At 36.5% G+C, this 25,394-nt stretch carries 25 protein-coding genes; 4 read left to right on the top strand and 21 right to left on the bottom strand.

Annotation, left to right across the window (positions count from 1 at the left end):
* Nucleotide 1: 1 nt before the first annotated feature.
* Both ABH961_RS13210 and ABH961_RS13205 read right to left on the bottom strand, forming a co-directional pair.
* A complete protein-coding gene (locus ABH961_RS13210) occupies nucleotides 2–1,678 on the bottom strand; it encodes a DAK2 domain-containing protein (RefSeq protein WP_000027123.1) in 1,677 nt (558 codons plus the stop codon).
* Nucleotides 1,679–1,700: 22 nt separating this feature from the next.
* Nucleotides 1,701–2,063 carry an Asp23/Gls24 family envelope stress response protein gene (locus ABH961_RS13205; protein ID WP_000021109.1) on the bottom strand — a complete coding sequence of 121 codons (363 nt, stop codon included), beginning with the start codon at nucleotides 2,061–2,063 and terminating at the stop codon, nucleotides 1,701–1,703.
* 375 nt (nucleotides 2,064–2,438) lie between these two features.
* On the opposite strand from ABH961_RS13205, the gene rpmB reads away from it, so the two are divergent.
* Nucleotides 2,439–2,627, top strand: a complete 189-nt coding sequence (gene rpmB / locus ABH961_RS13200) for a 50S ribosomal protein L28 (protein WP_000124776.1) — start codon at nucleotides 2,439–2,441, stop codon at nucleotides 2,625–2,627.
* A 73-nt stretch (nucleotides 2,628–2,700) separates the two neighbouring features.
* On the opposite strand, the gene spoVM is transcribed toward rpmB, so the two are convergent.
* From spoVM to ABH961_RS13115, 17 genes are all read right to left on the bottom strand, one after another.
* Nucleotides 2,701–2,781 (bottom strand): stage V sporulation protein SpoVM, encoded by an 81-nt coding sequence (gene spoVM / locus ABH961_RS13195; protein ID WP_001213599.1) that lies wholly within the window; start codon nucleotides 2,779–2,781, stop codon nucleotides 2,701–2,703.
* 66 nt (nucleotides 2,782–2,847) lie between these two features.
* Nucleotides 2,848–3,528 (bottom strand): thiamine diphosphokinase, encoded by a 681-nt coding sequence (locus ABH961_RS13190; RefSeq protein ID WP_048546025.1) that lies wholly within the window; start codon nucleotides 3,526–3,528, stop codon nucleotides 2,848–2,850.
* Between the two features lie 99 nt (nucleotides 3,529–3,627).
* On the bottom strand, nucleotides 3,628–4,272 hold the full coding sequence (gene rpe / locus ABH961_RS13185; RefSeq protein ID WP_000589963.1) for a ribulose-phosphate 3-epimerase: 645 nt from the start codon (nucleotides 4,270–4,272) through the stop codon (nucleotides 3,628–3,630).
* A 2-nt stretch (nucleotides 4,273–4,274) separates the two neighbouring features.
* Nucleotides 4,275–5,156: a ribosome small subunit-dependent GTPase A gene (gene rsgA / locus ABH961_RS13180; RefSeq protein WP_001113945.1), complete on the bottom strand. Its 882-nt coding sequence runs from the start codon at nucleotides 5,154–5,156 to the stop codon at nucleotides 4,275–4,277.
* 268 nt (nucleotides 5,157–5,424) lie between these two features.
* Nucleotides 5,425–7,398: a serine/threonine protein kinase PrkC gene (prkC, locus tag ABH961_RS13175; protein WP_048546028.1), complete on the bottom strand. Its 1,974-nt coding sequence runs from the start codon at nucleotides 7,396–7,398 to the stop codon at nucleotides 5,425–5,427.
* Nucleotides 7,399–7,406: 8 nt separating this feature from the next.
* Nucleotides 7,407–8,159 carry a Stp1/IreP family PP2C-type Ser/Thr phosphatase gene (locus ABH961_RS13170; RefSeq protein WP_000648694.1) on the bottom strand — a complete coding sequence of 251 codons (753 nt, stop codon included), beginning with the start codon at nucleotides 8,157–8,159 and terminating at the stop codon, nucleotides 7,407–7,409.
* A 4-nt stretch (nucleotides 8,160–8,163) separates the two neighbouring features.
* Complete coding sequence (gene rlmN, locus ABH961_RS13165; RefSeq protein ID WP_000450539.1) at nucleotides 8,164–9,252, bottom strand: dual-specificity RNA methyltransferase RlmN; 1,089 nt, start codon at nucleotides 9,250–9,252, stop codon at nucleotides 8,164–8,166.
* Nucleotides 9,253–9,256: 4 nt separating this feature from the next.
* Complete coding sequence (gene rsmB, locus ABH961_RS13160) at nucleotides 9,257–10,591, bottom strand: 16S rRNA (cytosine(967)-C(5))-methyltransferase RsmB (protein WP_001249653.1); 1,335 nt, start codon at nucleotides 10,589–10,591, stop codon at nucleotides 9,257–9,259.
* A complete protein-coding gene (fmt, locus tag ABH961_RS13155; protein ID WP_098047857.1) occupies nucleotides 10,588–11,532 on the bottom strand; it encodes a methionyl-tRNA formyltransferase in 945 nt (314 codons plus the stop codon). The genes rsmB and fmt overlap by 4 nt, the downstream gene beginning before the upstream one ends.
* Before the next feature lie 23 nt (nucleotides 11,533–11,555).
* Entirely contained in the window at nucleotides 11,556–12,026 is a 471-nt protein-coding gene (gene def / locus ABH961_RS13150) for a peptide deformylase (RefSeq protein WP_000279468.1), read from the bottom strand.
* Nucleotides 12,027–12,037: 11 nt separating this feature from the next.
* On the bottom strand, nucleotides 12,038–14,443 hold the full coding sequence (gene priA / locus ABH961_RS13145; RefSeq protein ID WP_048546037.1) for a primosomal protein N': 2,406 nt from the start codon (nucleotides 14,441–14,443) through the stop codon (nucleotides 12,038–12,040).
* Complete coding sequence (gene coaBC / locus ABH961_RS13140; RefSeq protein ID WP_048546039.1) at nucleotides 14,440–15,645, bottom strand: bifunctional phosphopantothenoylcysteine decarboxylase/phosphopantothenate--cysteine ligase CoaBC; 1,206 nt, start codon at nucleotides 15,643–15,645, stop codon at nucleotides 14,440–14,442. The genes priA and coaBC overlap by 4 nt, the downstream gene beginning before the upstream one ends.
* A gap of 172 nt (nucleotides 15,646–15,817) precedes the next feature.
* The gene (gene rpoZ, locus ABH961_RS13135; RefSeq protein ID WP_000933965.1) at nucleotides 15,818–16,030 is read right to left on the bottom strand and encodes a DNA-directed RNA polymerase subunit omega; all 213 of its coding nucleotides are present in this window, start codon (nucleotides 16,028–16,030) and stop codon (nucleotides 15,818–15,820) included.
* 2 nt (nucleotides 16,031–16,032) lie between these two features.
* Nucleotides 16,033–16,650, bottom strand: coding sequence for a guanylate kinase (gene gmk / locus ABH961_RS13130; protein ID WP_001257740.1), 618 nt, complete (start codon nucleotides 16,648–16,650; stop codon nucleotides 16,033–16,035).
* Between the two features lie 13 nt (nucleotides 16,651–16,663).
* Nucleotides 16,664–16,927 (bottom strand): extracellular matrix/biofilm regulator RemA, encoded by a 264-nt coding sequence (gene remA, locus ABH961_RS13125; protein WP_001251456.1) that lies wholly within the window; start codon nucleotides 16,925–16,927, stop codon nucleotides 16,664–16,666.
* Between the two features lie 67 nt (nucleotides 16,928–16,994).
* On the bottom strand, nucleotides 16,995–17,870 hold the full coding sequence (locus tag ABH961_RS13120) for a YicC/YloC family endoribonuclease (protein ID WP_048546041.1): 876 nt from the start codon (nucleotides 17,868–17,870) through the stop codon (nucleotides 16,995–16,997).
* Between the two features lie 99 nt (nucleotides 17,871–17,969).
* Nucleotides 17,970–20,693: a calcium-translocating P-type ATPase, SERCA-type gene (locus ABH961_RS13115; RefSeq protein WP_048546043.1), complete on the bottom strand. Its 2,724-nt coding sequence runs from the start codon at nucleotides 20,691–20,693 to the stop codon at nucleotides 17,970–17,972.
* Nucleotides 20,694–20,798: 105 nt separating this feature from the next.
* Here ABH961_RS13115 and ABH961_RS13110 point away from each other — a divergent pair, with 105 nt between their 5' ends.
* From ABH961_RS13110 to ABH961_RS13100, 3 genes are all read left to right on the top strand, one after another.
* The gene (locus ABH961_RS13110) at nucleotides 20,799–22,508 is read left to right on the top strand and encodes an Rqc2 family fibronectin-binding protein (RefSeq protein WP_048546045.1); all 1,710 of its coding nucleotides are present in this window, start codon (nucleotides 20,799–20,801) and stop codon (nucleotides 22,506–22,508) included.
* 342 nt (nucleotides 22,509–22,850) lie between these two features.
* On the top strand, nucleotides 22,851–23,921 hold the full coding sequence (locus ABH961_RS13105; RefSeq protein ID WP_048546047.1) for a M24 family metallopeptidase: 1,071 nt from the start codon (nucleotides 22,851–22,853) through the stop codon (nucleotides 23,919–23,921).
* Between the two features lie 82 nt (nucleotides 23,922–24,003).
* Nucleotides 24,004–24,528 (top strand): DinB family protein, encoded by a 525-nt coding sequence (locus ABH961_RS13100; protein ID WP_048546049.1) that lies wholly within the window; start codon nucleotides 24,004–24,006, stop codon nucleotides 24,526–24,528.
* A gap of 33 nt (nucleotides 24,529–24,561) precedes the next feature.
* Here the strand turns inward: ABH961_RS13100 and ABH961_RS13095 are convergent, their stop codons facing one another.
* Both ABH961_RS13095 and ABH961_RS13090 read right to left on the bottom strand, forming a co-directional pair.
* Complete coding sequence (locus ABH961_RS13095) at nucleotides 24,562–24,930, bottom strand: YoqO family protein (protein ID WP_048546051.1); 369 nt, start codon at nucleotides 24,928–24,930, stop codon at nucleotides 24,562–24,564.
* 15 nt (nucleotides 24,931–24,945) lie between these two features.
* Nucleotides 24,946–25,377 carry a YoqO family protein gene (locus ABH961_RS13090; protein WP_176374054.1) on the bottom strand — a complete coding sequence of 144 codons (432 nt, stop codon included), beginning with the start codon at nucleotides 25,375–25,377 and terminating at the stop codon, nucleotides 24,946–24,948.
* Nucleotides 25,378–25,394 lie beyond the last annotated feature (17 nt).

Raw genomic sequence — 25,394 nt, 5'->3', positions numbered from 1 at the left:
CTTATTCTACAGAGAAGATGAACGAATACACCGGTTGGTTTCCAGCATGTACTTCTACTTCTGCATCTTCAAAATTCTCTTCTACAAATGCAACTAACTCAGCTACTTCTTCATCAGTTGCATCTTCACCTTGTAGAATCGTTACAATTTCAGAATCTTCATCAATAAGTGCTTCTAGTAATTGCTTTGCAGCTCCTACTTTTGCAGCATTTGTTGATACAATTTTTCCATCTGCAATACACATGAAATCATCTTTTTGAATCGCTACACCATCAATTTCCGTATCACGTACAGCATACGTAATTTGACCGGTTTTCACATGAGATAAAGCTTCTTTCATGTTTTCTTCGTTCTCTTCTAACGTTCCAACTGGATTAAAAGCTAACATTGCAGCCATACCTTGAGGAACTGTTTTTGAACGAATTACAATCACTTCTTGATCCACAACTGACGCTGCTTGTTCTGCTGCCATCACGATATTTCCGTTGTTCGGTAAAATAATGATTTTTTCAGCATTCGCTTCTTCAATCGCCTTCACAATATCCTCCGTACTTGGATTCATCGTTTGGCCACCTTCGATAACTTTCGTCGCGCCAATGCTCTCAAATAAAGTTTTGATACCAGATCCCATAGCAACAGTTACGATACCGTACGGTTGTTTCTCTTTAGACTGGCTAGTTGGCTCAGGCATCATAGTAGGCTCATCTAATAAAGCAGTATGCTGTTCACGCATATTTTCTACTTTAATCTTAATTAAACTACCATAGCGTTGTCCATAATTCATAGGATCTCCAGGATGTTCCGCATGAATATGAACCTTAACAACCTCATCATCTGATACAACAAGTAGTGAATCTCCGTACACACTAATATCTTCACGGAATTTTTGTTCAGAGAAATTATGTTCTTTCATTTTTTCAGGCTCTAATTTCACCATAAATTCCGTACAATATCCATACTTAATATCTTCTGTACTCAATTGGCTTTGTACACTACGGTGATGTTCTGCGCGTACCATGTCATTCATAGATGGTTGGGCAGACACATTAGAAGAAATCGTTTCTCCTTTTAAGTCAGCTAAAAATCCTTCGTATACAACAACAAGACCTTTACCACCGCTATCTACAACGCCAACTTGTTTTAATACAGGTAATAAATCCGGCGTACGATTTAACGATGCATTCGCTTCTTTCACAACGTCTTCCATAAACAAAACAAAGTCGCGCTGTTTTTTCGCAACTGTCACTGCATATTTACCCGTTTCTCTTGCAACCGTTAAAATCGTTCCTTCAATCGGTTTCATAACCGCTTTGTAAGCCGCTTCTACCCCAGCATCTAAAGCTGCAGCAAAATCAACTGTTGTTAATTCTTCTTTTTGTTCAATGGATTTAGAGAAACCACGGAACAACTGAGATAAAATAACTCCAGAGTTACCACGTGCTCCCATTAATAATCCTTTGGCTAAACTTACGCCGACTTTACCAGCATGCTGTGAAGGATTTGCTTTCACTTCACGTGCGCCTGAAGTCATTGATAAGTTCATGTTTGTACCGGTATCGCCATCTGGAACCGGAAATACGTTTAATGCATCAACAAGCTGAACATTATTTGTTAAATTATTCGCTCCTTGCATGATCATTTGTGATAAACGTTTCCCATCAATTTTTTGAATTGACACAGATTTTCCTCCTTAATGCACATTACAAGTTTATTACTTTAACTCCTTGTACGTAGATGTTTACAGAATCTACTGCTAGTCCTACAGTTTGATCTAATGTATATTTCACTTTCGTCTGCACGTTATGTGCTACTTCTGAAATTTTCGTACCATAGCTCACAATAATATACATATCAATATGTACTTCATCTTCATCTTTACGAACAATAACACCTCTAGTGAAGTTTTCTTTTCGTAAAATGTCTGTTAAACCATCTTTTAACTGATTTTTTGATGCCATACCTACGATACCGTAGCAATCTACTGCGGCACCTCCAGCAATTGTTGCAATTACATCTGTACTAATATCAATTTGACCATACTTCGTTTTAATTTCAATTGACATCTCGTTTCCCCCTTCATAAATGGTGAAAGTGAGCTAGACTACTTTAGTTACTATCATATAATCTTTTTAAAGAAAATTCCATCGTTCTTTCTTTTCACTCTCATATTTTATGTTTTAAATCACATTTTTTATGATGAGCAAAATAGTCCATTGTTATTATACAACATGTACCACTATAATATGTCAAGCAATTTTTCTTGATTTCAACTTTTCATCATCGACATATGGTGTCAAGTAATTTTTCTTGATTTCTTTTTTCTACGGTGTTGCATTCTCTTTTTAGTTGTGTTAAATTATAGTAGTGTTTTTAGCATCGCAAAAAAGACTAACATTGAAAAATTACGTATGGTAAGGTATCAAGGGAGGGAAATATAAATGGCTCGTGTTTGTGCTATCACTGGAAGAAAAGCTCGTTCTGGTAACTCTCGTTCTCACGCAATGAACGCTACAAAACGTAAATGGGGCGCTAACCTTCAAAAAGTTCGCGTACGCATCGACGGAAAAGTTCAACGTGTTTACGTTTCTGCTAGAGCATTAAAATCTGGCAAAATCGAACGTGTTTAATAATAAAAAAAAGAGCCGCTAGGCTCTTTTTTTACTATGACAATGGAAAAAGCACCGGTAATAGGTGCTTTTTTTAATCTTTTTTGAAGGTATTTAACATGGCACGAACAATTCCACCAAGAAATTTAGGTAACTTAATTGTATAAAATCTCATGGTTTCCCTCCTAATCCCCATTACTCCACTTGTTCACTATATGATGTAAGGAGCAAAATTGTTTCTTTAATCAGTGCTTCTTATCACCATTAATATGCCAGAAGTAAATGAAAAAGTACCTTTTTCCTCAACGAGTTCATTACTAATACAAAGTGTTGATCCCCATTCTATTGTTTTATTAGTTAGAGGATACTTAAAACCAAGTAATGTAATCCCTTCTACTATTTCAGTAACCGGCACAAAAGATACATAAGGGAAATTTTTATTTTCTTCAATTATATGTGTACCCACTTTTTTTACGCTTATTTCATTTTTATTGTCTACAATACACATTTCTACCCCTACTTCTAACCCTCTTAAAAGCATCTGTATATTTGCTAAACCGTGATCCAGCCTTCCACCGGTGGCACCAAAAATACGAATCAATGTCGGATTTTGTTCTAACGCCCAATTAATCGCAATTTCTAAATCTGTTTGATCTTTTTCACGAGGAACAATATGTAAGTCATTTGTTTGCTGACCCATCCATACTAATTCCTCTTCAGTAACTGAATCGTAATCTCCAAATGCAACAGCTGGAGTAATCCCTCCTTTTAATAGACGATATACTCCTCTATCAACTGCCGCCCACACTACTTTCTCATTTTCATATCGAGAAAAATCTGCACAATATTCCGCAGGTCCACCCGCTAAAATATGAATAATCATGTTTCCTTCCCCTTCTATTGTAAAAAGGCAATCTGCCATTCGGTAGATTGCCTTTTTACATATTTTTTCTCTATCCTTTATAAATAGTGAAAACTTACTACACTAGCAGTTTCACTAGGATAAAGACTCGTTCATTCATTATCCACGAATGACACGAATTGCTTCACCACGGTCTTTTTGATTGTATACTGCTGATCCAGCTACAAGTACATTTGCTCCTGCTTCAACACAAAGTCGTGCTGTTTCAGTGTTTACACCACCATCAACTTCAATTTCTACTTCTAGATTACGCTCTTTAACCATTTCTGCCACTTGTTTAATTTTCGGTAATACAGAATGGATAAATTTCTGTCCACCAAATCCAGGGTTTACTGTCATAAGCAATACCATATCGATATCTTCTAATACATGCTCAATCGTCGAAACTGGCGTATGCGGATTTAATACAACTCCCGCTTTAATGCCATGAGACTTAATTAGCTGAATTGTACGATGCAAATGAGGGCACGCCTCTACATGAACAGTAATAATATCTGCTCCCGCTTTTGCGAAAGTCGGGATATAGTTATCAGGATTTTCAATCATTAAATGTACATCTAATGGTAAAGATGTAATTGGACGGATAGCTTCTACAATTAATGGTCCAATCGTAATATTTGGTACGAAATGTCCATCCATTACATCGACGTGAATGTAATCCGCTCCACCTTTTTCTACATCTTTAATCTCTTCCCCTAATTTTGAAAAATCTGCTGATAAGATCGATGGTGCAATTTTAATCATAACTAATACCTCGGCTTTCTCTCTCTAATTTCTTCTACGAATTGTTTGTAATTTTTATAACGATATTCTGTAATCTTCCCTTCTTCAACTGCTGTCTTCACAGCACATTTCGGTTCAGAAAGATGTGTACACCCTCTAAATTTACAGTATTGGCTCGCTTCTTTCAACTCTGGAAAACAATATGTAAGATCTTCTACCTCTATATCTATGAAATCCAGTGAACTAAAACCAGGTGTATCTGCAACTAGTCCGCTTCCAACCGCAATTAATTCCACGTGTCTTGTCGTATGTTTCCCGCGTCCTAAATGCGAGGAAATATCATTCGTTTTCAATTCTAACTCTGGACGTAAAACGTTAAGCATAGAAGATTTCCCAACACCAGATTGCCCTGCAACGACAGAAATACAACCTTCTAAGAATGGTTTTAAAATATCAATACTTTCCGATGTATTTATAGAAGTAAATAATACATCATATCCCATCTCACGATAGTCATTTGCATAAGATTCAACAGTCTCTCTCATTTTTTCATCCACTAAATCCATCTTACTAATGCAAATAATCGGCTTAATGTTATGATATTCAATCAGCACTAAAAATCGATCTAATAGTCCCGGATTAAAATCTGGTTCTACTGCAGAGAAAACGAGAATTGCTTGATCAACATTAGCAATAGGAGGCCTAACAAGTTCATTTTTCCGATCAAATACTTCAAGCACATATCCTTCAGTTGGATTATCTGCTTGAAAGACAACTTGGTCTCCTACCAGTGGCGTAATTTTATTTTTTCTGAACACACCACGCCCACGGCATTGTGTAATCCCTTCTTCATGCTGCACATAATAAAATCCACTTAGAGCTTTTACAATTTTTCCTTCTGGCATATAATTCTCCTTTATTTTGTATAAAGTGAAGCTGTCATTAATATTAAATGGTTTAAAATTCTTTAAATACTTATTTCAAAACCCGTCATATATACAAGTTAATATATTTAATCTACCATCAAATTTAAAATATTATTTATAACAGTATCACTTTTATAGCTTTTTGAATCATATATTTTTGCCTGTTATACAGTCCACTATATGTAGACAGCATAACAGGCAAGAGTAATACATTCCATCCCCTCTAAAAAGAAAATGGAAGTCATTATTATTGAGTTGGGTATGGTACTTCTTTGTCGATAATCGTTACACCATCTCGTACAATTTTATAGTGTCCTTTTGTACCTTCTTGAATTACAAATTCTAAAGAAATAGTTGCCGACTCTGAAATTGTTCTAGTTTCAATTGGTCTATCCATTTTTTGTTGCATATCTTCTTTATAAATTTCTATTGTTTGCGGTTTTTTCTCACCAATTATAGAAGACTCATACGGAATAGAAATATTATCCACTTTCACTGTTTTCGTTATTTTCGGCTTAGGCCCCTCTGAGATGATAATCGTCACTTTATCTCCTTCTTTTAACGGCGTTCCTGGTTTTGGAGATTGCGAAATTACAAGTCCTTTATCAACAGTATCGGAATACTCTCGTTTTATATCTGGGGTTAGTTTTCTCTCATTCAAATAACCATTTACGCTATTTTCAGTCCATCCTGAAAAATCACCTGGTCTAATTTGATAAGGACCTTTACTTACCCAAATTTTCAGTTCTTGTTCCGCCTCTACTACCATTTGATCAGGCGTCGGAATTTGCTCTACGATTTCACCTTTTGGCCTATCATTTTCAATATAATTTATTGTAACTTGCTTATATTTTTCTTCTAATTCATTCCTTATACTCTCAAAATCTTTTCCTGTGAGATCACTCATCTTACTTTTCTTTTTTCCACCTGATTGATAGATAGTAATTTTAGAGTTTTCTTTCACGACTCTACCTGCCACAGGGTCTGTTTTTATCACATCACCGGTTTCAACATCATCTGTATATACAATATTAGGTTCCGTAACCTCAAAACCCTTTTCAACTAATGTATTTACTGCTGTCGTATACTTCATACCAGCCACATCAGGGACTTTTACATCTTTTGGAATAAAGAATCCCGGAATAACAGTAAGCGCTAACGTTATTCCAATTGCTAAAAGTAAAAATGTCGTAATTAAAACTTTGATCCATTTATTACTTCGTTTTTTCTTCTTATATAATTCCGTTTCTTCTTTTCTTTTCTGTTCATCCACTTTACTTCCTTTTAAAACAATTGTTTCATCAGTTACATTTTCGAATAATTGTTCTTGTTGAATAATCGGAATCGCTTTTGTCGCTTCCATATCTTCCGGTATGTAAAATGGCTGCTCATTTATCCTCTCTGGATATAGCGCAGTTTCAATATCTCGTTTCATCGCATTGGCAGATTGATATCGGTGAAACGGATCTTTCGCAGTTGCCTTTAATATAATATTTTCAACACTTTGCGGAATATTTTCATTCCATCTCTTTGGAGACGGAATTTCACTTTGTAAATGTTTTAAAGCTATAGCAACAGCAGATTCGCCAGAAAACGGTTGTCTTCCTGTTAACAACTCAAACATAACGATTCCTAGGGAATAAATATCTGATTGTTTATTTGCTATCCCGCCGCGTGCTTGTTCTGGTGATAAGTAATGTACCGAACCGAGTACCGAATTTGTATGTGTAATTGTTGTTGCACTTGTAGCTGTCGCAATTCCAAAATCTGTTACTTTTATTACTCCATCAGCTCGAATTAAAATATTGTGCGGTTTAATATCACGGTGCACAATTTCAAAATGATGGGCATGTGCCATGGCGGATGTTAACTGCTCCATAATATCAAGAGCTTCTCCTATAGGTAACATCCCTCGCTCAATTATGTATTGCTTCAATGTTTGTCCTGGTACATACTCCATTACAAGATAATATATACCATCTTCTTCTCCGACATCATACATATTCACAATATTTGGATGCGACAACGTTGTAACAGACTGCGCTTCTCGATGGAAACGTTTAATAAACTCTTCATTATTTGAATAGTCGAGTCTTAATATTTTTACCGCTACATCTCGGCCAAGTATATCATCATGAGCTAAATACACATTGGCCATTCCACCACCACCAATCATTTTCAGCAGCTTATAACGGTCATTTAAGCGTTTTCCAATCAGCACGTTGCACTTCACCTACTTTCGTTTGTCGAACCCGCATAATCAATAAGAACAAGGGTGATATTATCTTCCCCGCCACGATCATTCGCCAATTGAATGAGACGTTGTCCCTTAGTTTCAAGCTGTTCATTTAACTGTAAAATTTGTTGCATATCAGCAATAGAAACTTTGTTAGATAACCCATCCGAGCAAAGAAGTAACTGATCATCTTCCTCAAGCACCAATGTTTTAACATCTAATCCGACTTTTTCTTCTGTTCCTAACGCCCTTAACAAAACATTCTTTTTCGGGTGATATTCTGCGTCTTCTTTTGAAATTTCACCATGTCTTACAAGTTCATTTACAAGTGAGTGATCTTCCGTTACAAGCGATATTTCTCCCTCTGATACCATATAACAACGACTATCTCCTATATGACCTATTGTCACAAAGTTTGGCGTACAAATCGCTATTATAAGTGTTGTTCCCATGCCATTACATTCTACATGTTGCTTAGAGTACTCATATATACGCTCATTAATAATCCCAACACTCGTATGTAACCACTCTTCTACTTTTTTTGGTTCATTCATATTATGCGTTTGCTTCCAATAATCATGAAATAATTGAATGGTCATCGAGCTAGCTACATCACCAGCTCGATGACCTCCCATTCCATCTGCTACTACCGCTAAAATATTTCCATCTAAATTGTGAAAAACTCCCGCACTATCTTCATTATGTTGACGAACTTTTCCTTTATCTGATAGAAACACGGCTTTCATCTCGTCACCTCGTCTCTTCTTTACGCTCCTTCGCACGTAACTGACCGCAGGCTGCATCAATATCATGACCTTGTTCACGGCGAATTGTTACATTCACTCCACGATCTTTTAACGTTTTTTCAAATAAGAAAATTTGTTCACGTGGCGTACGTACATAATCACGTTCAGGTACGTAGTTTACCGGAATTAAGTTTACATGACATTTTACACCTTTTAAAAGCGCAGCAAGTTCTTCAGCTTGCTCAACTTGGTCATTTTCTCCTCCAAATAAGCCATATTCAAACGTAATACGACGCCCTGTTCTATTTACATAGTATTTAACAGCTTCCATTAAGTCTGGTAGCTTATAAGCACGGTTAATCGGCATTAATTTTGAACGTAACTCTGTATTTGCAGAATGCAATGAAATCGCAAAATTAATTTGCATATCTTCTTCAGCGAACTTATAAATTTTTGGAACAATTCCACTTGTTGAAACTGTCATATGTCTTGCACCAATATGAATTCCTTTTTCATGGTTTACAATGCGTAAGAATGACATTAAATTGTCGTAATTATCAAACGGCTCTCCAATTCCCATAACAACAAGCGAACTTACACGTTCTTCTGTTTCATCAAGTGCACGTTGCACTTCTACTACTTGCGCTACAATCTCTCCAGCCTCTAAGTTTCGTTTTAACCCACCAAGTGTAGATGCACAGAACGTACAACCAATACGGCATCCAACCTGTGTTGTTACACAAATAGAATTTCCATATTCGTGTCGCATTAACACTGTTTCAATAGAATAACCATCATATAATTGGAATAAAAATTTAATTGTTCCATCAGAAGATGTTTGTTTTACTAATGTATTTAAAGTAGTAATATCAAAGGAATTCGACAATTTATCGCGTAATCCTTTAGAAAGATTCGACATGTCGTCATAATTTTTTACACGTTTTTTATATAGCCAATCAAAGATTTGTCCTGCACGGAATTTAGGTTCTCCTTGTTCCTTTAACCAATCTTGCATTTCATGAAGTTGTAAAGAATAAATTGATGGTTTCTTCGTTTCTAGATTTTTCTTTTGTTTTCTCACAGTCGTTTCCACGATGCTACACCTTCTTCCTTAAACAAGCAATATAAAAGCCATCTGTTGCAAAATAATGCGGTAAAATTCGCACTTGACCTTCATCAATATACGGATTTAACTTTTCTGGCATGCGATCTTTTATCGTAGTATCCCATTCAAATTCAGGATGCTCTTGTAAAAATTGCTTTATTACTTGTTCATTTTCTATTTTTTCTATTGTGCACGTACTATAAACAAGGCGACCACCTTGTTTTAATAACGGTGCTATTTTTTCTAGTATTGCAAGTTGAATCGTCGATAATCTTTCACTATCGCCTTTATTTTTACCTAACTTAATATCAGGTTTACGTCTAATAACACCAAATCCAGAACATGGTGCATCTACTAATATTTTATCAAATGTTTCATTCGCAAAGTGTTCTTGCACTTTTCTAGCATCTAGTGCTTTTGTTTCGACATTTTCTAGACCAAGTCTCTCCGCTTGTTGTTTAATTAAACGTACTTTGTGTGCATGTAAATCAAGAGACATAACTTGACCTGTTCCTTTTAATCGCTCTGCAATGTGCGTTGTCTTTCCGCCCGGAGCAGCACAACTATCAAGAACTTCATCTCCCTCATTCGGTTCTAAAGCGCGTGCTACAAGCATAGAACTTTCATCTTGAATAGAAAGAAAACCTTTTTTGAACGCATCTGTATGCGCTACATTCCCTCTTTCAATTTGAATTGCATCCTCTGATAAATCGCCGCGCTTCGCTTCTATACCTTCACCAGCCAACAACTCTATTGCTTCTTCTACTGTTATTTTATCAACATTTACACGCGCTGTTGGTACCGGGGGTAACATGTTCACTTCACACATTTTCTCTGCTGTCTCTAAACCATATTCAGAAGCCCAGTCTTGCACAAGCCACATTGGATGACTTGTTGCAATTGCCAAACGTTCTATTGGATCCTTGATTTCATCTACAGAAGGTACCCCTTCTCTCTGAATCGAACGTAATACCCCGTTTACCATACCAGCAATCCCTTTATGCCCGCGACGCTTTGCAATTTCAACTGCTTCATGAATAGCCGCTCTTTCTGGCACTCGGTCTAAATAAATCATTTGATATAAAGATAAGCGAAGTAATACTCTTACCCACGCCTCAACCTTCTTTTTTAAAAAAGGCTGTAAATAATAATCTAATGTGTCACGACGTTGAATCGTTCCATATACAATTTCAGTTAACAAACCAATATCTTTTCTATCAATTGCATTTTTTTCAATTAGATTATTTAGAAGTAAGTTACTGTATGCACCACTTTTTTCTACTTGAATTAAGCCATCAAGAGCTAACTCACGAACATTTTGTCTCATGCATTTTCTCCTAACTTCGTTCCAATTTCAGGTTTTGTGCCACGTAAAAATTGCGAACAACTCATACGTTTTTTACCAGAAGGTTGCAATTCAGTGATTTTAACCCCTGTCTCATTCCCTGTTGCAACAACAAATCCATCTTCTTCAAGAGCTACTATTGTACCTGGTTCAGCTTTCTCTGTAATAGAGACCTTCTCTCCCCACCATACTTTAATAACTTGTCCTACCAAAGTCGTATAAGCGACTGGCCATGGATTCAATCCGCGAATGTGATTGTATACTTCTTCACCTGTTTTTGTCCAATCAATTTTCTCTTGCTCACGTTTTATATTATATGCAAACGTTACTTCTTCTTCGTTTTGTTTAATTGGTTCTAACTTACCTTGAATTAATAAAGGTACTGTTTTAGATAGAAGGTGTGCCCCTGCTTCACTTAACTTATCGAATAAAGAGCCTGTCGTTTCACGCTCTTCAATCTCGACTTCTACTTGCGTTAAGATATCACCAGCATCCAATTTCTCTACCATATACATAATTGTAATACCCGTTTTTTCTTTACCTTCCATAATTGCATAATGAATTGGTGCACCACCACGAAGTTCAGGTAGTAAAGACGCGTGGACGTTAATACATCCATACTTCGGTGCTTCTAAAATTTCATTTGGTACAATCTGACCGAAAGCAGCTGTTACAATTAAATCTGGCTCTAATGCCAAGACTTGTTCATATTCGTCTTTTTCACGAATTCTTAACGGTTGTAACACCGGAATACCATGTTTTTCTGCTTCAACTTTAACAGGTGTAGGTGTTAATACTTTTTTTCTACCTACCGGACGATCAGGCTGCGTCACAACACCTATTACATCATAGCCATCTTCGATAAGACGACGAAGCACCGGCACTGAAAAGTCCGGTGTTCCCATAAATACTACTTTTATCATTCAAAAACCGCTCCTTTTGATACCTATTCTAATTCGTTTTCCTCATAATATCTTGTCACTTTCGATGTAAATAACACACCGTGTAAATGATCGATTTCATGTTGAATTGCACGTGCTAAAAATCCTTCTGCTTCTAGTAAAAATACTTTACCTCGGCGATTTTGAGCACGTACTTTAATATAATCCGCACGTTCCACTTCACCATAAAGTCCCGGGAAGCTTAGACAGCCTTCGGGACCTACTTGTTCACCACGTTTTTCTAGTATCGATGGATTGATTAACTCGATTTTCCCCGTATCATCACCGATATCAACTACCGCAACTTGCAAGCTTACACCTACTTGAGGCGCAGCTAAACCGACTCCGTCCGCAATTAACATTGTTTCATGCATATCTTTCAACAATTTCACTAACTTTTTATCAAAGTTAATCACTCTTTCGCATGGTGTTTCTAACACTTCATTTGGATGCTTTACTATTTCTAAAACTGCCATATTTCCCTCCGCTACATTAACATTGTTGGATTAAAATCAATTGAGATTTGTAGCTCTTTTTGCATTTCTGCTTGATAATGTTCATTTACCATTTTGAGCACGTTCTTTAAGTTTGGTTCCCGTTTGTATTTTATCATGCATTGATAACGATATCTATCTTTTATCCTTGGAATTGCTGAAGCAACCGGTCCTAACACCATCGTTTGCTCTGTGCAGTGCGCCCGTAAATGACCGACAATTTTTTCCGTCACTTGCACTGCCTTTAATAATTCTGGATGAGATACTGTTACAAGTACAACATAGTAATAAGGTGGATATTGTCTTGTTCGTCTCATTTGCATTTCTTGGTCAAAAAACACATCATATTGTTGGTTCTTTGCTAACTCTATACTATAATGTTCTGGCGTATACGTTTGAATTATAACTTCCCCTGGCAATTCATGTCTGCCTGCTCGTCCACTTACTTGCGTCAATAACTGATACGTCTTTTCACTCGCTCGAAAATCAGGCAAGTGAAGCATCGTATCTGCAGTTAAAACCCCGACAAGCGTTACTTTAGGAAAATCTAATCCTTTCGCAATCATTTGTGTTCCAAGTAGTATATCTGCTTTTTCTTCCCCGAACGCCTTTAATAATTTTTCATGCATTCCTTTGCGACTTGTCGTATCTACATCCATTCGAATAACTCGTGCCTCTGGAAATAGTTTTGTAATTTCTTCTTCTACCTTTTGTGTACCTGTACCAAAGAAACGAATATATGTACTTTGACAAGCAGGACACGCAGTCGGCATATTCTCTTCGTGACTGCAGTAATGACATTTTAAACGATGGTTCATTTTATGATATGTCAGCGAGATATCACAATGCGGACATTGTACAACATACCCACAATCACGGCACATAACAAATGTAGAATGACCTCTTCTATTTAAAAAGAGTACCATCTGTTCTTTCTTTTCTAATCGATCTGCTATTTTTTCATGTAATGCCTTCGAAAACATGGAACGATTCCCGTCACGAAGTTCCTCACGCATATCAACAATCTCTACTGTTGGTAACGCTTGTTTATTCATACGTTTTTCCATCGTTAGTAATTCATACACACCTTTTTTCGCTCTTGCAAACGATTCAAGTGTCGGTGTTGCACTACCAAGAACGATAGGACATTTATGATATTGCCCTCTCCAGACAGCTACATCCCTTGCATGATACCTCGGATTATCTTCTTGCTTATAGCTCGATTCATGCTCCTCATCAATAATAATAATCCCTAAATTTTCAAAAGGAGCAAATACAGCTGAACGTGCACCAACTACAACTTTCACTTCTTTTCTTAAAATCTTACGCCATTCATCATATTTTTCTCCAACAGACAGCGCACTATGAAGAACCGCAACTTGCGAGCCAAATCTGCCTTTAAAACGATCTACCATTTGAGGCGTTAGTGCAATTTCAGGAACAAGTACAATAGCTTCTTTCCCTTTCGCGAGCACCGCTGCTATAGATTGTAAATATACTTCTGTTTTTCCGCTTCCTGTAACACCATATAGTAAAAATGGATTGTAAGTTTCATTTGTAATTGATGATAAAATCGGTGCAATAACTTGCTTTTGTTCCTCCGTAAGTGGGAATGGTTTCGTTTGTTCAAAATCATCATCGTCATACGGATTTCGGTACACTTCCACATACTTTTCTGAAATTAGCCCCTTTTTAACAAGTGCTTTAATCGGAGCGTCTGTTATTTGCAACTCTTCTGTTATCACTTTCAACGGCACACTTTTATAATTTTCCACAAAATAATAGAGTACATCTTGTTGTTTTTTACTTTTCAGTTCAAATGCTGCTAATTCCAATTTATCTTCTGGCAACTCCGGTTGAACGACTCTTTGTTTCTTCTTTTGCACTTTATCTTTTACCTGATAAACAACTTCAATCGTGCCATTTTTAATTTCTTGTTGAATCGTGCGGTATAGATGCGGCTGCGTCTCAATAGCTTCCCAATCTATCGCTTCTTTTTCCTGAAATAAAAACAGTAGTTCAGGTGCTACTTCTTCTTGTTTACGAAGTTGTAGACGCTTTTTATACGTAGCTTTTATCGCCGTTGGAAGCATGACTTGAAAGGCTGAAATCATATAACATAACGTTTCGCTTGTAAGCCAATATCCAAGCTTTAATAATTCCTCGTTTAAAACTGGTGTTACATCTAATATTTCATGGATTGTCTTTAGCTTCTTACTTTCTACTTCAGCCGAATCTTTAATCCCAATAATAAAGCCTTGCAATTTCCTTGGGCCAAATGGAACTACTACACGCATGCCTATCTGGACAATATCTTCCCACTTTTTAGGGATAATATAATCAAATGGTCGATCTGTCTGACGTGCAGGTACATCAACAATTACACTTGCAAATTTCATAGACGATCATCTTCTAACATCATTTCAATTTGCTTTAATATTTCACGAGCAACCTCTTTCTTCGTTAAAAGTGGTAACTCGATAACTTCTCCATCTTTTCTATACATTGTTACAATGTTTGTATCTGTACCAAATCCAGCTCCTTGTGCCTTTACATCGTTCGCAACAATCATATTCGCATTTTTCTCACGTAATTTTTTTGTTGCGTATTCTTCTACCTTTGTCGTTTCAGCCGCAAAACCGATAAGTAACTGTTGATCCTTCATCTCACCTAACGTTTTTAAAATATCTACTGTTCTCTCGAGTTCGATTACAGCATCTCCATTTTTCTTTTTCATTTTATTATCATGAACATATTTCGGGCGATAATCTGCAACTGCTGCTGTTTTAATGACAACATCTACGTTTTTATACTGTTGCAGAACTACTTCTAACATATCTTGTGCAGATTCCACTTGTACCGTATTTACATGTAATGGTGGATTTAATGCTGTCGGTCCCGAAACAAGTATGACATCAGCACCTAAGTTCGCTGCCACTTCCGCAATTGCATATCCCATTTTCCCAGAAGAAAAATTGGTCATAAAACGCACTGGATCAATCTTTTCACGAGTTGGGCCAGCAGTTATTAATATTTTTTTTCCTTGCAACGGTTTTTGTTCGGAAAAAGCCTCTTCTAACCGTGCAATAATTGCTTCCGGTTCTTCTAGTCTTCCCTTCGCAACATAACCACACGCTAAAAAACCTTCTCCAGGCTCAATAAATGTATATCCTAACGTTTTCAACGTCATCATATTTTTTTGTACAATTTTGTTTTCATACATATGCACATTCATAGCAGGTGCAATCCACACTGGGGCTGTAGTAGCTAACAAAGTAGTTGTAATCATATCGTCTGCAATACCACCAGCTAACTTCCCAATACAATTGGCAGTAGCAGGTGCAACAAGTACTACATCTGCCCAATCTGCTAAATCGATATGTGCAATAACAGCCGAGTCCTTCTCATCGAATGTATCTGTATATACGTCATGGCGAGAAAGTGCTTGAAATGTAAGAGGCGTAACAAACTTCATTGCCGACTCACTCATCATTACTTTTACAATAGCACCAGCTTGTGTCAATTTACTAGTTAACGCAGCCGCTTTAAAGACCGCAATGCCTCCTGTTACACATAGAAGTATCTTTTTCCCTTTTAGCATATGGCTCGTCCTCTTTCTTTTTCAAACTTATAATACTGAAACAGAATTCCCAGCTCATCAGTACCAATATTTCTTCCCTATCGTAAAAAAATAACAACCTACTTGTAAATAGGTTGTTACCGTTACATAGAAAATTATAAAGTCTATGTTTTAATTTGTCGAAAAGAATGTCTTAATCGATGATTTTGCCTTCGCTTGGTACATATTTTAATACTTCTGCATCGATTTCTTCTAATGATTTACCTACACATTTATGAGAAACAGGTTGCTCGATAACACAGTTATCAGCAAGTTGCATTTCACGCGCACGTTTTGCAGCTACTGTTACAAGTGTATATTTAGAATCGATTTTTGTTAATAATGAATCAATTGATGGATTTAACATAATTATAGACCCTCCGTCATTTCTTTATAATATTTTGCTACTCTTTCGCGGCGGCAATGTTCACCAACCACAATTGCTTTAATTCTTTCACAAGCTAATTCAACTTGATCGTTTTCTACAACATAGTCGTAAGCGTCCATCATTTCGATTTCTTCTTTCGCTACCGTTAAACGATTTTCAATAACATCTTCAGTTTCTGTACCACGGCCGACAATACGGTTCTTTAGTTCAGATAAACTTGGAGGTGCTAAGAAAATAAATACACCTTCTGGGAAAGCTTTCTTAACTTGAATTGCCCCTTGCACTTCAATTTCTAAGAATACATCTTTTCCTTCTTGTAATGTTTTTTCAACATAGTCAATCGGTGTTCCGTAATAATTACCTACGAACTCAGCCCACTCAAGTAATTTTTCATTACGAATCATTTCCTCAAATTCTTCTCTCTCTTTAAAGAAATAATCTACACCATCTACTTCACCTTCACGTGGCTTACGTGTCGTTACTGAAATGGAGTACTGAAAACGTGTATCCTCATGACTAAACAGCTCTTTTCGAACCGTTCCTTTACCAACCCCAGAAGGTCCTGAAAGAACGATGAGCAATCCTCTTCTACTTCTCATAAATATGTAAAACCTACCCTTCCTCACTTAAATCTTCTTTATTATTCAAACGATGTGCAATCGTCTCTGGCTGAATTGGACTTAATACCACATGCCCATCATCCATAACAATAACCGCCCTTGTTTTTCTCCCATACGTAGCATCAAGCAAAGCATTATGTTCGCGTGCTTCCTGTACTGTTCGTTTAATAGGAGCTGACTCCGGACTTACAATAGCAATAATTCGATGAGCAGATACAATATTTCCGTATCCAATATTTAAAAACCGCATGGCCATAGTTTGCGCCTCCTAGTAAGTCTATCCGATTTCTCCACCACGTATAACTTTATATATTTTTTGAAAGCTACTCAATATTTTGTACTTGTTCACGAATTTTTTCAAGGTTATTTTTCATTTCTACAACATATTTTGAAATTGTTAAGTCATTTGCCTTAGAACCAATCGTATTAATTTCTCTATGCATCTCTTGCACGATGAAATCCATTTTCCTTCCAACAGGCTCTTCAATCTGCAGTGTTTCACGAAATTGCTCTAAATGACTTTGCAAACGAACTAACTCTTCGTGAATATCACAACGCTCTGCAAAGATTGCGACTTCTGTTAACAATCTTTGTTCATCTAGATCTTGATTATGTAATTCTTTTAAGCGATTTTCTAATCGTTCACGATATTTTTGTGTAACAATCGGTACATGCGGAATAATTGCATTTACACAATTGTGAATCTCTTGTAAACGATACGCTATATCTTTATGTAATCGTTCTCCTTCGCCATCTCTCATCGTTTTTAACATATGAGCAGCTTGGCGAACAGCCTCATATAAACCGTTCTCAAATTGTTCATTTACATTTTCTACTTCTTCAATCGCTGTTACTTCTGGCATTTCCATTAATTGCTGAAGTGTAATAGAATCTTGTAATTGAAATTTTCCTTTTATATCTTCCATAATCGATCGGTACTGCTCAAGAAGCGACCAATTCACACTTAATTTTCTTTCAACAAGCCCTTCACCCGTTATACTAATAGACACTTCAATGCGTCCACGCCGAACTTGTTCTGCAATTATTTTACGAATTTTTTCTTCAAATATCATCATTTGCTTCGGAAGTCGAATACTCATCTCTAGGAAACGGTGGTTCACCGATTTCATTTCTACTGTAATTTGAAAAGTATCATTTTCTACTTTCGATCTTCCAAATCCTGTCATACTACAAATCATTTTTATCACATCCAAGCCATGAAATAACTCAATGAAAAAGGTAATAGAGACAAGGCTCTACTACCTTCTGTAAATTATATCACATTTTCATATCATTGACTATTTCAAGTTTAATCCCTTCTTATATAATACTGGCTTTTCCTTCTTCCCCTTTTTCCCTGTTAATAAAGAACCTACTAACAAGAAGGTCGGAATTGATGACAAACCTCCAATTAACAACCAATCTCTCGCTTGTATTGGCATTGTACTAAAGATCGGTTGTAGTGGTGGGTAATATATAACCACTAACATTAACAGTAAAGAAATAATAACCGCTCCTACTAAATACACGTTCCCAAACGGATTACGGTGGAAGATAGAATGTTCACTCCGGCAATCAAATACATGAATAAGTTGTGCAAGTACCAACGTCGCAAACGCCACAGTTTGTGCATATTTCAGTTCATTTGGATGTTGATTATATGCAATAATAAACGCCACTAACGTCACTGCTCCAATTAGAAAGCCACGGCTTATAATTTTCCAGGCAAGCCCTCTAGCAAATACCCCTTCTTTCGGATGACGCGGCGTTCTCTTCATAACGTCTCCTTCCGCCTTATCCAATCCTAATGCCATCGCCGGTAATCCGTCAGTCACTAAGTTCACCCATAAAATTTGAATGGGAACCATCGGCAGCGGTAATGCAAGTAACATTGCAAATAACATGACTAAAATTTCTCCTACGTTCGATGCTAATAAATAACGAATAAACTTACGTATATTCTCGTATATATTTCTACCTTCTTTAATTGCTGATTTAATCGTAGCAAAATTATCATCTAGTAAAACAAGAGAAGAAGCTTCTTTCGCAACGTCTGTCCCTGTAATTCCCATCGCTATCCCAATATCCGCTGTTTTTATAGCCGGAGCATCGTTTACTCCATCACCTGTCATCGCTACTATATGCCCTTTATTTTGCAACGCCTTAACAATCTTCAATTTATGTTCAGGTGATACTCGAGCAAATACATACGTATCTTCTACAACACTTTCTAGTTCCTCTACATCCATATTCGCGAGTTCTACTCCTTCAACAACACGTCCACCAGGTGGTAAAACCCCTAATTGTTCCGCAATTGCCATTGCTGTCACTTTATGATCTCCTGTAATCATCACTGTTCGAATACCAGCTTCTCTGCACTCTTTTACAGCCTGTTCTACCTCTGGTCTTGGCGGATCAATCATTCCCTGTATCCCGACCAACATAAAATCTTTTTCAACGTCTCTTTCATGTTCAATAGAATCTGTTACTTTTAATGGCTTAAATGCAACTGCAATTGTTCGGAGCGCTTGACTACCTAAACTATGAATAGCCGCCTGTACTTCTTTTCTATACAACTCACTTAACGGTTGTTGCTTATCCCCCCATAAAATCGTTTGACTCATTTGCAGGAGGACATCTGGTGCTCCCTTCGTAACAAGAAACTTTTTCCCCTCTCTATCTCGCACAATAACACTCATCATTTTTCGAGTTGAATCGAATGGAAATTCACGAATAATTTCAAATTTCCCTTTCAGTGCCTCACGCGTTATCCCCGCTTTCATTGCTGCAGCTACAAGTGCTCCCTCAGTTGGATCTCCATCTAATACATACGCCTTTTTCTTTTGAATAATATTTGCGTTATTACAAAGTGAACCAAATGTTAGTAGTTGATACAGTGCTTTTGTTTTAGCTGGATCGCATTCTTTTTCACCTTTCAAAAAAGAGCCATTAGGTTCATATCCTTGACCTGTAACTTTCCATAATTCCCCACCTGACCACATATGCGTTACCATCATTTTGTTTTGCGTCATTGTTCCTGTTTTATCAGAGCATATAACAGAAGCGCATCCTAACGTTTCTACCGCTGGTAACTTCCTTACAATTGCTCTCTTTTTAATCATACGCTGTACACCAAGCGATAAAGCTACTGTAACAATTGCTGGTAATCCTTCAGGAATAGCAGCAACAGCTAGCGACACGCCTGCTAAAAACATATGATACACTTCATTCCCTTGATACACACCGGCTAATACGACAAGCGCTGTCAAAATAAGAGCCACAATAATTAATATTTTCCCGAGTTGCTCTAATCTTCTTTGCAGTGGTGTTTCCATTTGCTCTGCATTTTGTAACATATTTGCAATTTGGCCCATCGCTGTATTCATACCAGTTGCTACAACGACCCCTGTTCCAGCTCCTCGTGTAATCATCGTACCCATAAAAGCCATATTTTTTTGATCACCAATTGAAACATCTTGCCCCTGCAGAGCTTCTACCTTCTTCTGCACCGGTACTGACTCTCCTGTCAAAGCTGATTCTTCGATATATAAACTTGATGCCTCAACAAGACGTACATCCGCCCCAATACGATCACCACTAGAAAATTTAATGATATCACCTAAAACAAGTGCTTTAGACGGTGCTTTTACCCAATTTCCATTCCGCATTACAGTAACTTGCGGGGCGGCTAGCTCTTTTAAAGCTTCCAGTGACTTTTCAGCCTTTCTTTCTTGAAAAAAGCCAAGAATACCATTGATAATAACAATCGCAACAATCGCAATAGAATCAATGTATTCACCTAAAAAAGCTGAAACTATTGTTGCACCAAATAAAACAAGTACCATAAAATCTTTAAACTGCGCCAAAAATACCATCAGTGCAGAAGGCCTTTTGGCTTCATCTAATTCATTTGTACCAAATTTTTTTATTCGCCCTTCTGCTTCCTTCTCTGTAAGCCCAACCTTCACATTCGTATTCGTTCTTTCTTCCACTTCGTGTGCACGCATTCCATACCAGTTCATCCCGCTATCGACCTCCTGATTCCAGACATACTCTATTGAAAGCTTATTCAGCCTCGTCCAAAAAAATGCTATAATTAACTTTTAGTTAGAAAGGAGTGTTCATTTATGGCATTCGATGGATTATTTACAAGAGCAATTACACATGAAATTGCAAATTCTCTTTACACAGGAAGAATTTCCAAAATATATCAACCTTCAAAATACGAGATTTTATTACATATTCGAGCAAACGGAAAAAATCAAAAACTAATTCTTTCCGCTCATCCGACATATGCACGTTTACACTTAACAAATCAAAATTACGATTCACCTGCACTTCCGCCAATGTTTTGTATGCTTCTTCGTAAGCATTTAGAAGGTGGGTTCATTGAAAAAATTGAACAAATTGATTTAGAGCGCATTATTCAAATTACCGTTCGTAGCAGAAATGAAATTGGTGACGAATCGCTAAAAACATTAGTAATTGAAATAATGGGACGACATAGTAACATCATTTTAGTAGACACAAAAACAAACAATATTTTAGATAGCTTAAAACACGTTTCTTTAGCGGTAAACAGACATCGAACTGTATATGCTGGAGCGGAGTACATTGCACCACCAGCACAACATAAAATTAACCCACTCCAGATTGAAACAAATGATGAATTTATTAGACCGCTAGACTTTCTATCTGGAAACATGGATAAACAGCTTGTCGGCACCTTCACGGGAATTTCGCCGTTATTCGCAAAAGAAGTAGTGAAAAAAGCAGGTATGGTAAATGAAAAAGCATTAGCGGACGCATTTTTCTCCATACAAAAACCATTACTAACTCATACATATTCACCAACTATGACTACTTCAAATGGGAAAGAATTCTTTTATCTTTTCCCTCTTGCGCACTTAGCAGGAGAAGACAAGACATTCTCATCTGTTAGTGAATTGCTAGACCGTTTCTTTTTCGGAAAAGCAGAGCGCGACCGTGTAAAACAACAAGCTTATGATTTAGAGCGCTTTATGCAAAACGAAAAAAATAAAAATGAGAAGAAACTCATTAAACTAGAAAAAACATTACAAGATGCCGGAAAAGCAGATAAATATCAACTATTCGGAGAACTACTTACAGCCAATATGTACGCTTTGAAAAAAGGTGATAAAGATATTGAAGTCGTTAACTATTACGACGAAAATGGCGGAACTGTAAAAATTACATTAGATCCTTTAAAAACACCATCTGACAATGCGCAACGCTATTTCCAAAAGTACCAAAAAGCAAAAAATTCAGTTGTTGTTGTAGAAGAACAAATTGAAAAAACAAATGAAGAAATTCTTTATTTTGATAGCTTACTTCAACAAATGGAAGCTGCTTCTTCAAAAGATATTGAAGAAATTCGTGAGGAATTAGCTGAAGAAGGCTATGTGCGCAATCGTAAAACGAAAAACGCAAAGAAAAAGCCTACTAAACCAGTATTAGATAAATATGTAGCAAGTGATGGCACAGAAATTTTCGTCGGTAAGAACAATAAACAAAACGATTACTTAACAACGAAATTTGCCCGTCGTGATGAAATTTGGTTACATACGAAAGATATCCCTGGGTCTCATGTTGTCATTCGTTCTCTTGAACCTACCGAAGACACTGTGTTAGAAGCAGCTAAAATCGCTGCCTATTTCAGTAAAGCAAAAGATTCTAGTTCTGTTCCTGTAGATTTCACCAAAATACGCCATGTCAAAAAACCGAGTGGTGCAAAACTTGGTTTTGTTACGTACGACAATCAACAAACCGTATATGTAACACCGGATGCTGATACTGTAATGAAATTAAAAGCGTAAATATAAAAAATGCGTTGCTTATAAGTAACGCATTTTTTATATTTTTTCAATTTAGTTGCTATATCCATTCAATATTGTCAAAAAAATTGACAGTTTCATTTCACATTTGTATAAATTTTTTTACAGCATATAAATAAAGTGCACGTGTAACTCCAATCAATATTTTTTCATCCTCTGCCATTTATTGAAGCAATCTGGATTTTATGAACAAAAAGTCTCCCACAAATTGCGGGCTATTTTTTATCTCCCCTAAAATATATGTTTCCCCTACTATCCTTTCTTCAAATATACATTTTGGCACGCTATTTGCTTTATTCAATACTATGAATAGGGGGAATTAACATGACTTTAAAAATTAATAAAATCCAAAATCAACTACAAAACTATGAAATTGACGGATTGCTTATTACAAAAAAAGAAAATCGCCAATATGCAACAGGCTTTACAGGTAGTGCTGGCGTCGTCTTAATCTCTGCGGATAAAGCTGTTTTCATCACTGATTTTCGCTATGTAGATCAAGCGAAATCACAAATAAAAGATGCTGAAATTATTATGCATACAGGAAATTTAGAAAAAGAAATTGCAACTCAAGTATCGAAATTAAACATTCAAAAACTCGGAATTGAAGAAAACAACATGACATTGCAACAATATAAAAACTTACAAAAATACGTACATGCGGAAATGGTTCAAGTGTGCGAAATCATCGAAAATATTCGTATTATTAAAGACACGCCTGAAATAGAAACAATGAAAATCGCAGCTAATATTGCTGACGAAGCATTTCACCACATCCTTACGTTTCTAAAACCAGGAATTAGTGAAAATGATGTACGAGATGAGTTAGAATTTTTCATGCGAAAAAAAGGGGCTACATCCTCTTCCTTCCAAATCATTGTAGCTTCTGGCGTCCGTTCTTCACTTCCTCATGGAGTTGCATCAAATAAAATAATCGAACGAGGCGACGTCGTTACATTAGATTTCGGTGCACTTTATAATGGATATTGTTCCGATATAACACGTACTGTAGCAATTGGGGAACCGTCAGAAGAATTCAAAAAGATATACAATATTGTACGAGAAGCGTTAAAACGTGGGACGGAAGCAATTAAACCTGGGGAAACTGCGAAAAATATCGATGATATAACGAGAGATTACATTACAGAACATGGATACGGTCAATATTTTGGACACTCTACTGGTCATGGTCTTGGGTTAGAAATTCATGAACCTCTCCGCTTATCCCAAGAAAGTAAAGCTACTTTAGAAGAAGGTATGGTTGTTACAGTGGAACCTGGTATTTACATACCAAACTGGGGCGGTTGTAGAATTGAAGATGATATTGTCATTACAAAAGACGGATATGAAGTTATTACAAAATCAAATCGGGAACTAATTGTTATCCCTTGTTAAAATCATAGCCTTTTTAAAGGAGTTTTTCGTTGCACATAGAATTCTTTCTCTGGAGTAATCGTTTAAAGAGGGGGAATTTTAATTGAATTTTGTAATTGATAAAATAGATGGTTTACAGCCTGAATTTTCCAAACTTGTTTCCATGATGAATTACGCTCGCTACACAACAATGCAAGCGGTGGAAGGTTTATCAATTGAAGAACTTGATTATTTATATGATGAGGAAGCAAACTCAATTGGCATGCTTTTGTACCATATGGCCGCTATTGAATTTTACTACCAGATTCATACTTTTGAAGACCGTGAACCAACGGAAGCTGAATTAGAACGTTGGTTACCTGCTATTGAGTTAGGAGCTCTTGGCCGCGAGAAAATAAAAGGAAACTCTATAGAATTTTACATAAACACATTACAAGAAGTACGTTCCAAAACGATCGAGACTTTTCAATCGTTACCTGATGAATGGCTATTTCAAACGACAGACTTTTGGTATGACAAACCAGCAAATAACTACTTTAAGTGGTTTCATGTATTTGAAGATGAAATCAATCATCGCGGACAAATTCGTTTAGTTAAAAAGATGCAAAAATCTCATTCAGTAAAATGAGAAAATGCCACCGAATAAGGGTGGCATTTTCTTTTATTCATTAGCGAATAGCTTTTCATTTACTTTTTTGGCGACTACCGCTACCAACATTAAAATGCATATTAAATATATCAATTTCGCAATAAATAACCAGCCTTGAAACATTACAATTCCATCTATTATCTCATTTCCTTTCAATAACAAAAATGGAATCGTGCTTATTACAATGATAAACTCGATGCTGAAAACAATTTTCTTTTTTCGGCTATATGCCTTCCATTCTTTCCAGCGATACATAGGTGCAAAAATCAATACTCCTATACATAATATAACTGGCACCCATTCACTTTTAAGAAATTGCCCTGAAACAACTGATAATAGTAAACAAACGAGCACGCCATAGTACCCTATTTTCTCTCTCAATCGTACTCCCCCATTCTACTTTCCCTTTAATATGTAACTTGCTACGCTTATAACAATTCTTAGAAAAACAACAACGACAATTACAAGATAAAGACCTTTTGCAGAAGACATCCATTCTTGAAAAATAGACATTTTCTCCATTTGCTTCTGCCCTTCTATTAAAATAAACCCTACGAAAAATGCGCAAATAACAATGATACCTATCATAATTCCGATACTTTTCTTACTATATTGTTTCATATCATCCCAGTTATATAAAAGGATAAATACAAACCCGAAAACAGGTATGATACTGATCCATTCATTGTTTGTAAACAAGTTTAAAATGATTAATAGACTACAAGATATAACGAATCCCCAAAATCCAATTTTTTTGTGCATAAGCCCTCCTTTAATTCCATTTTTAGGATTAATTGTATTGTAACATCCATTTGTTGTTCTTACCATTACAGTACATGAAATTT

Source organism: Bacillus sp. RC251, from assembly GCF_044908765.1.
GTDB classification, from domain to species: Bacteria; Bacillota; Bacilli; order Bacillales; family Bacillaceae_G; genus Bacillus_A; species Bacillus_A wiedmannii.
The sequence above is the reverse complement of the archived record's forward strand: the minus strand, read 5'-3'. Positions and strand labels throughout refer to the sequence as shown.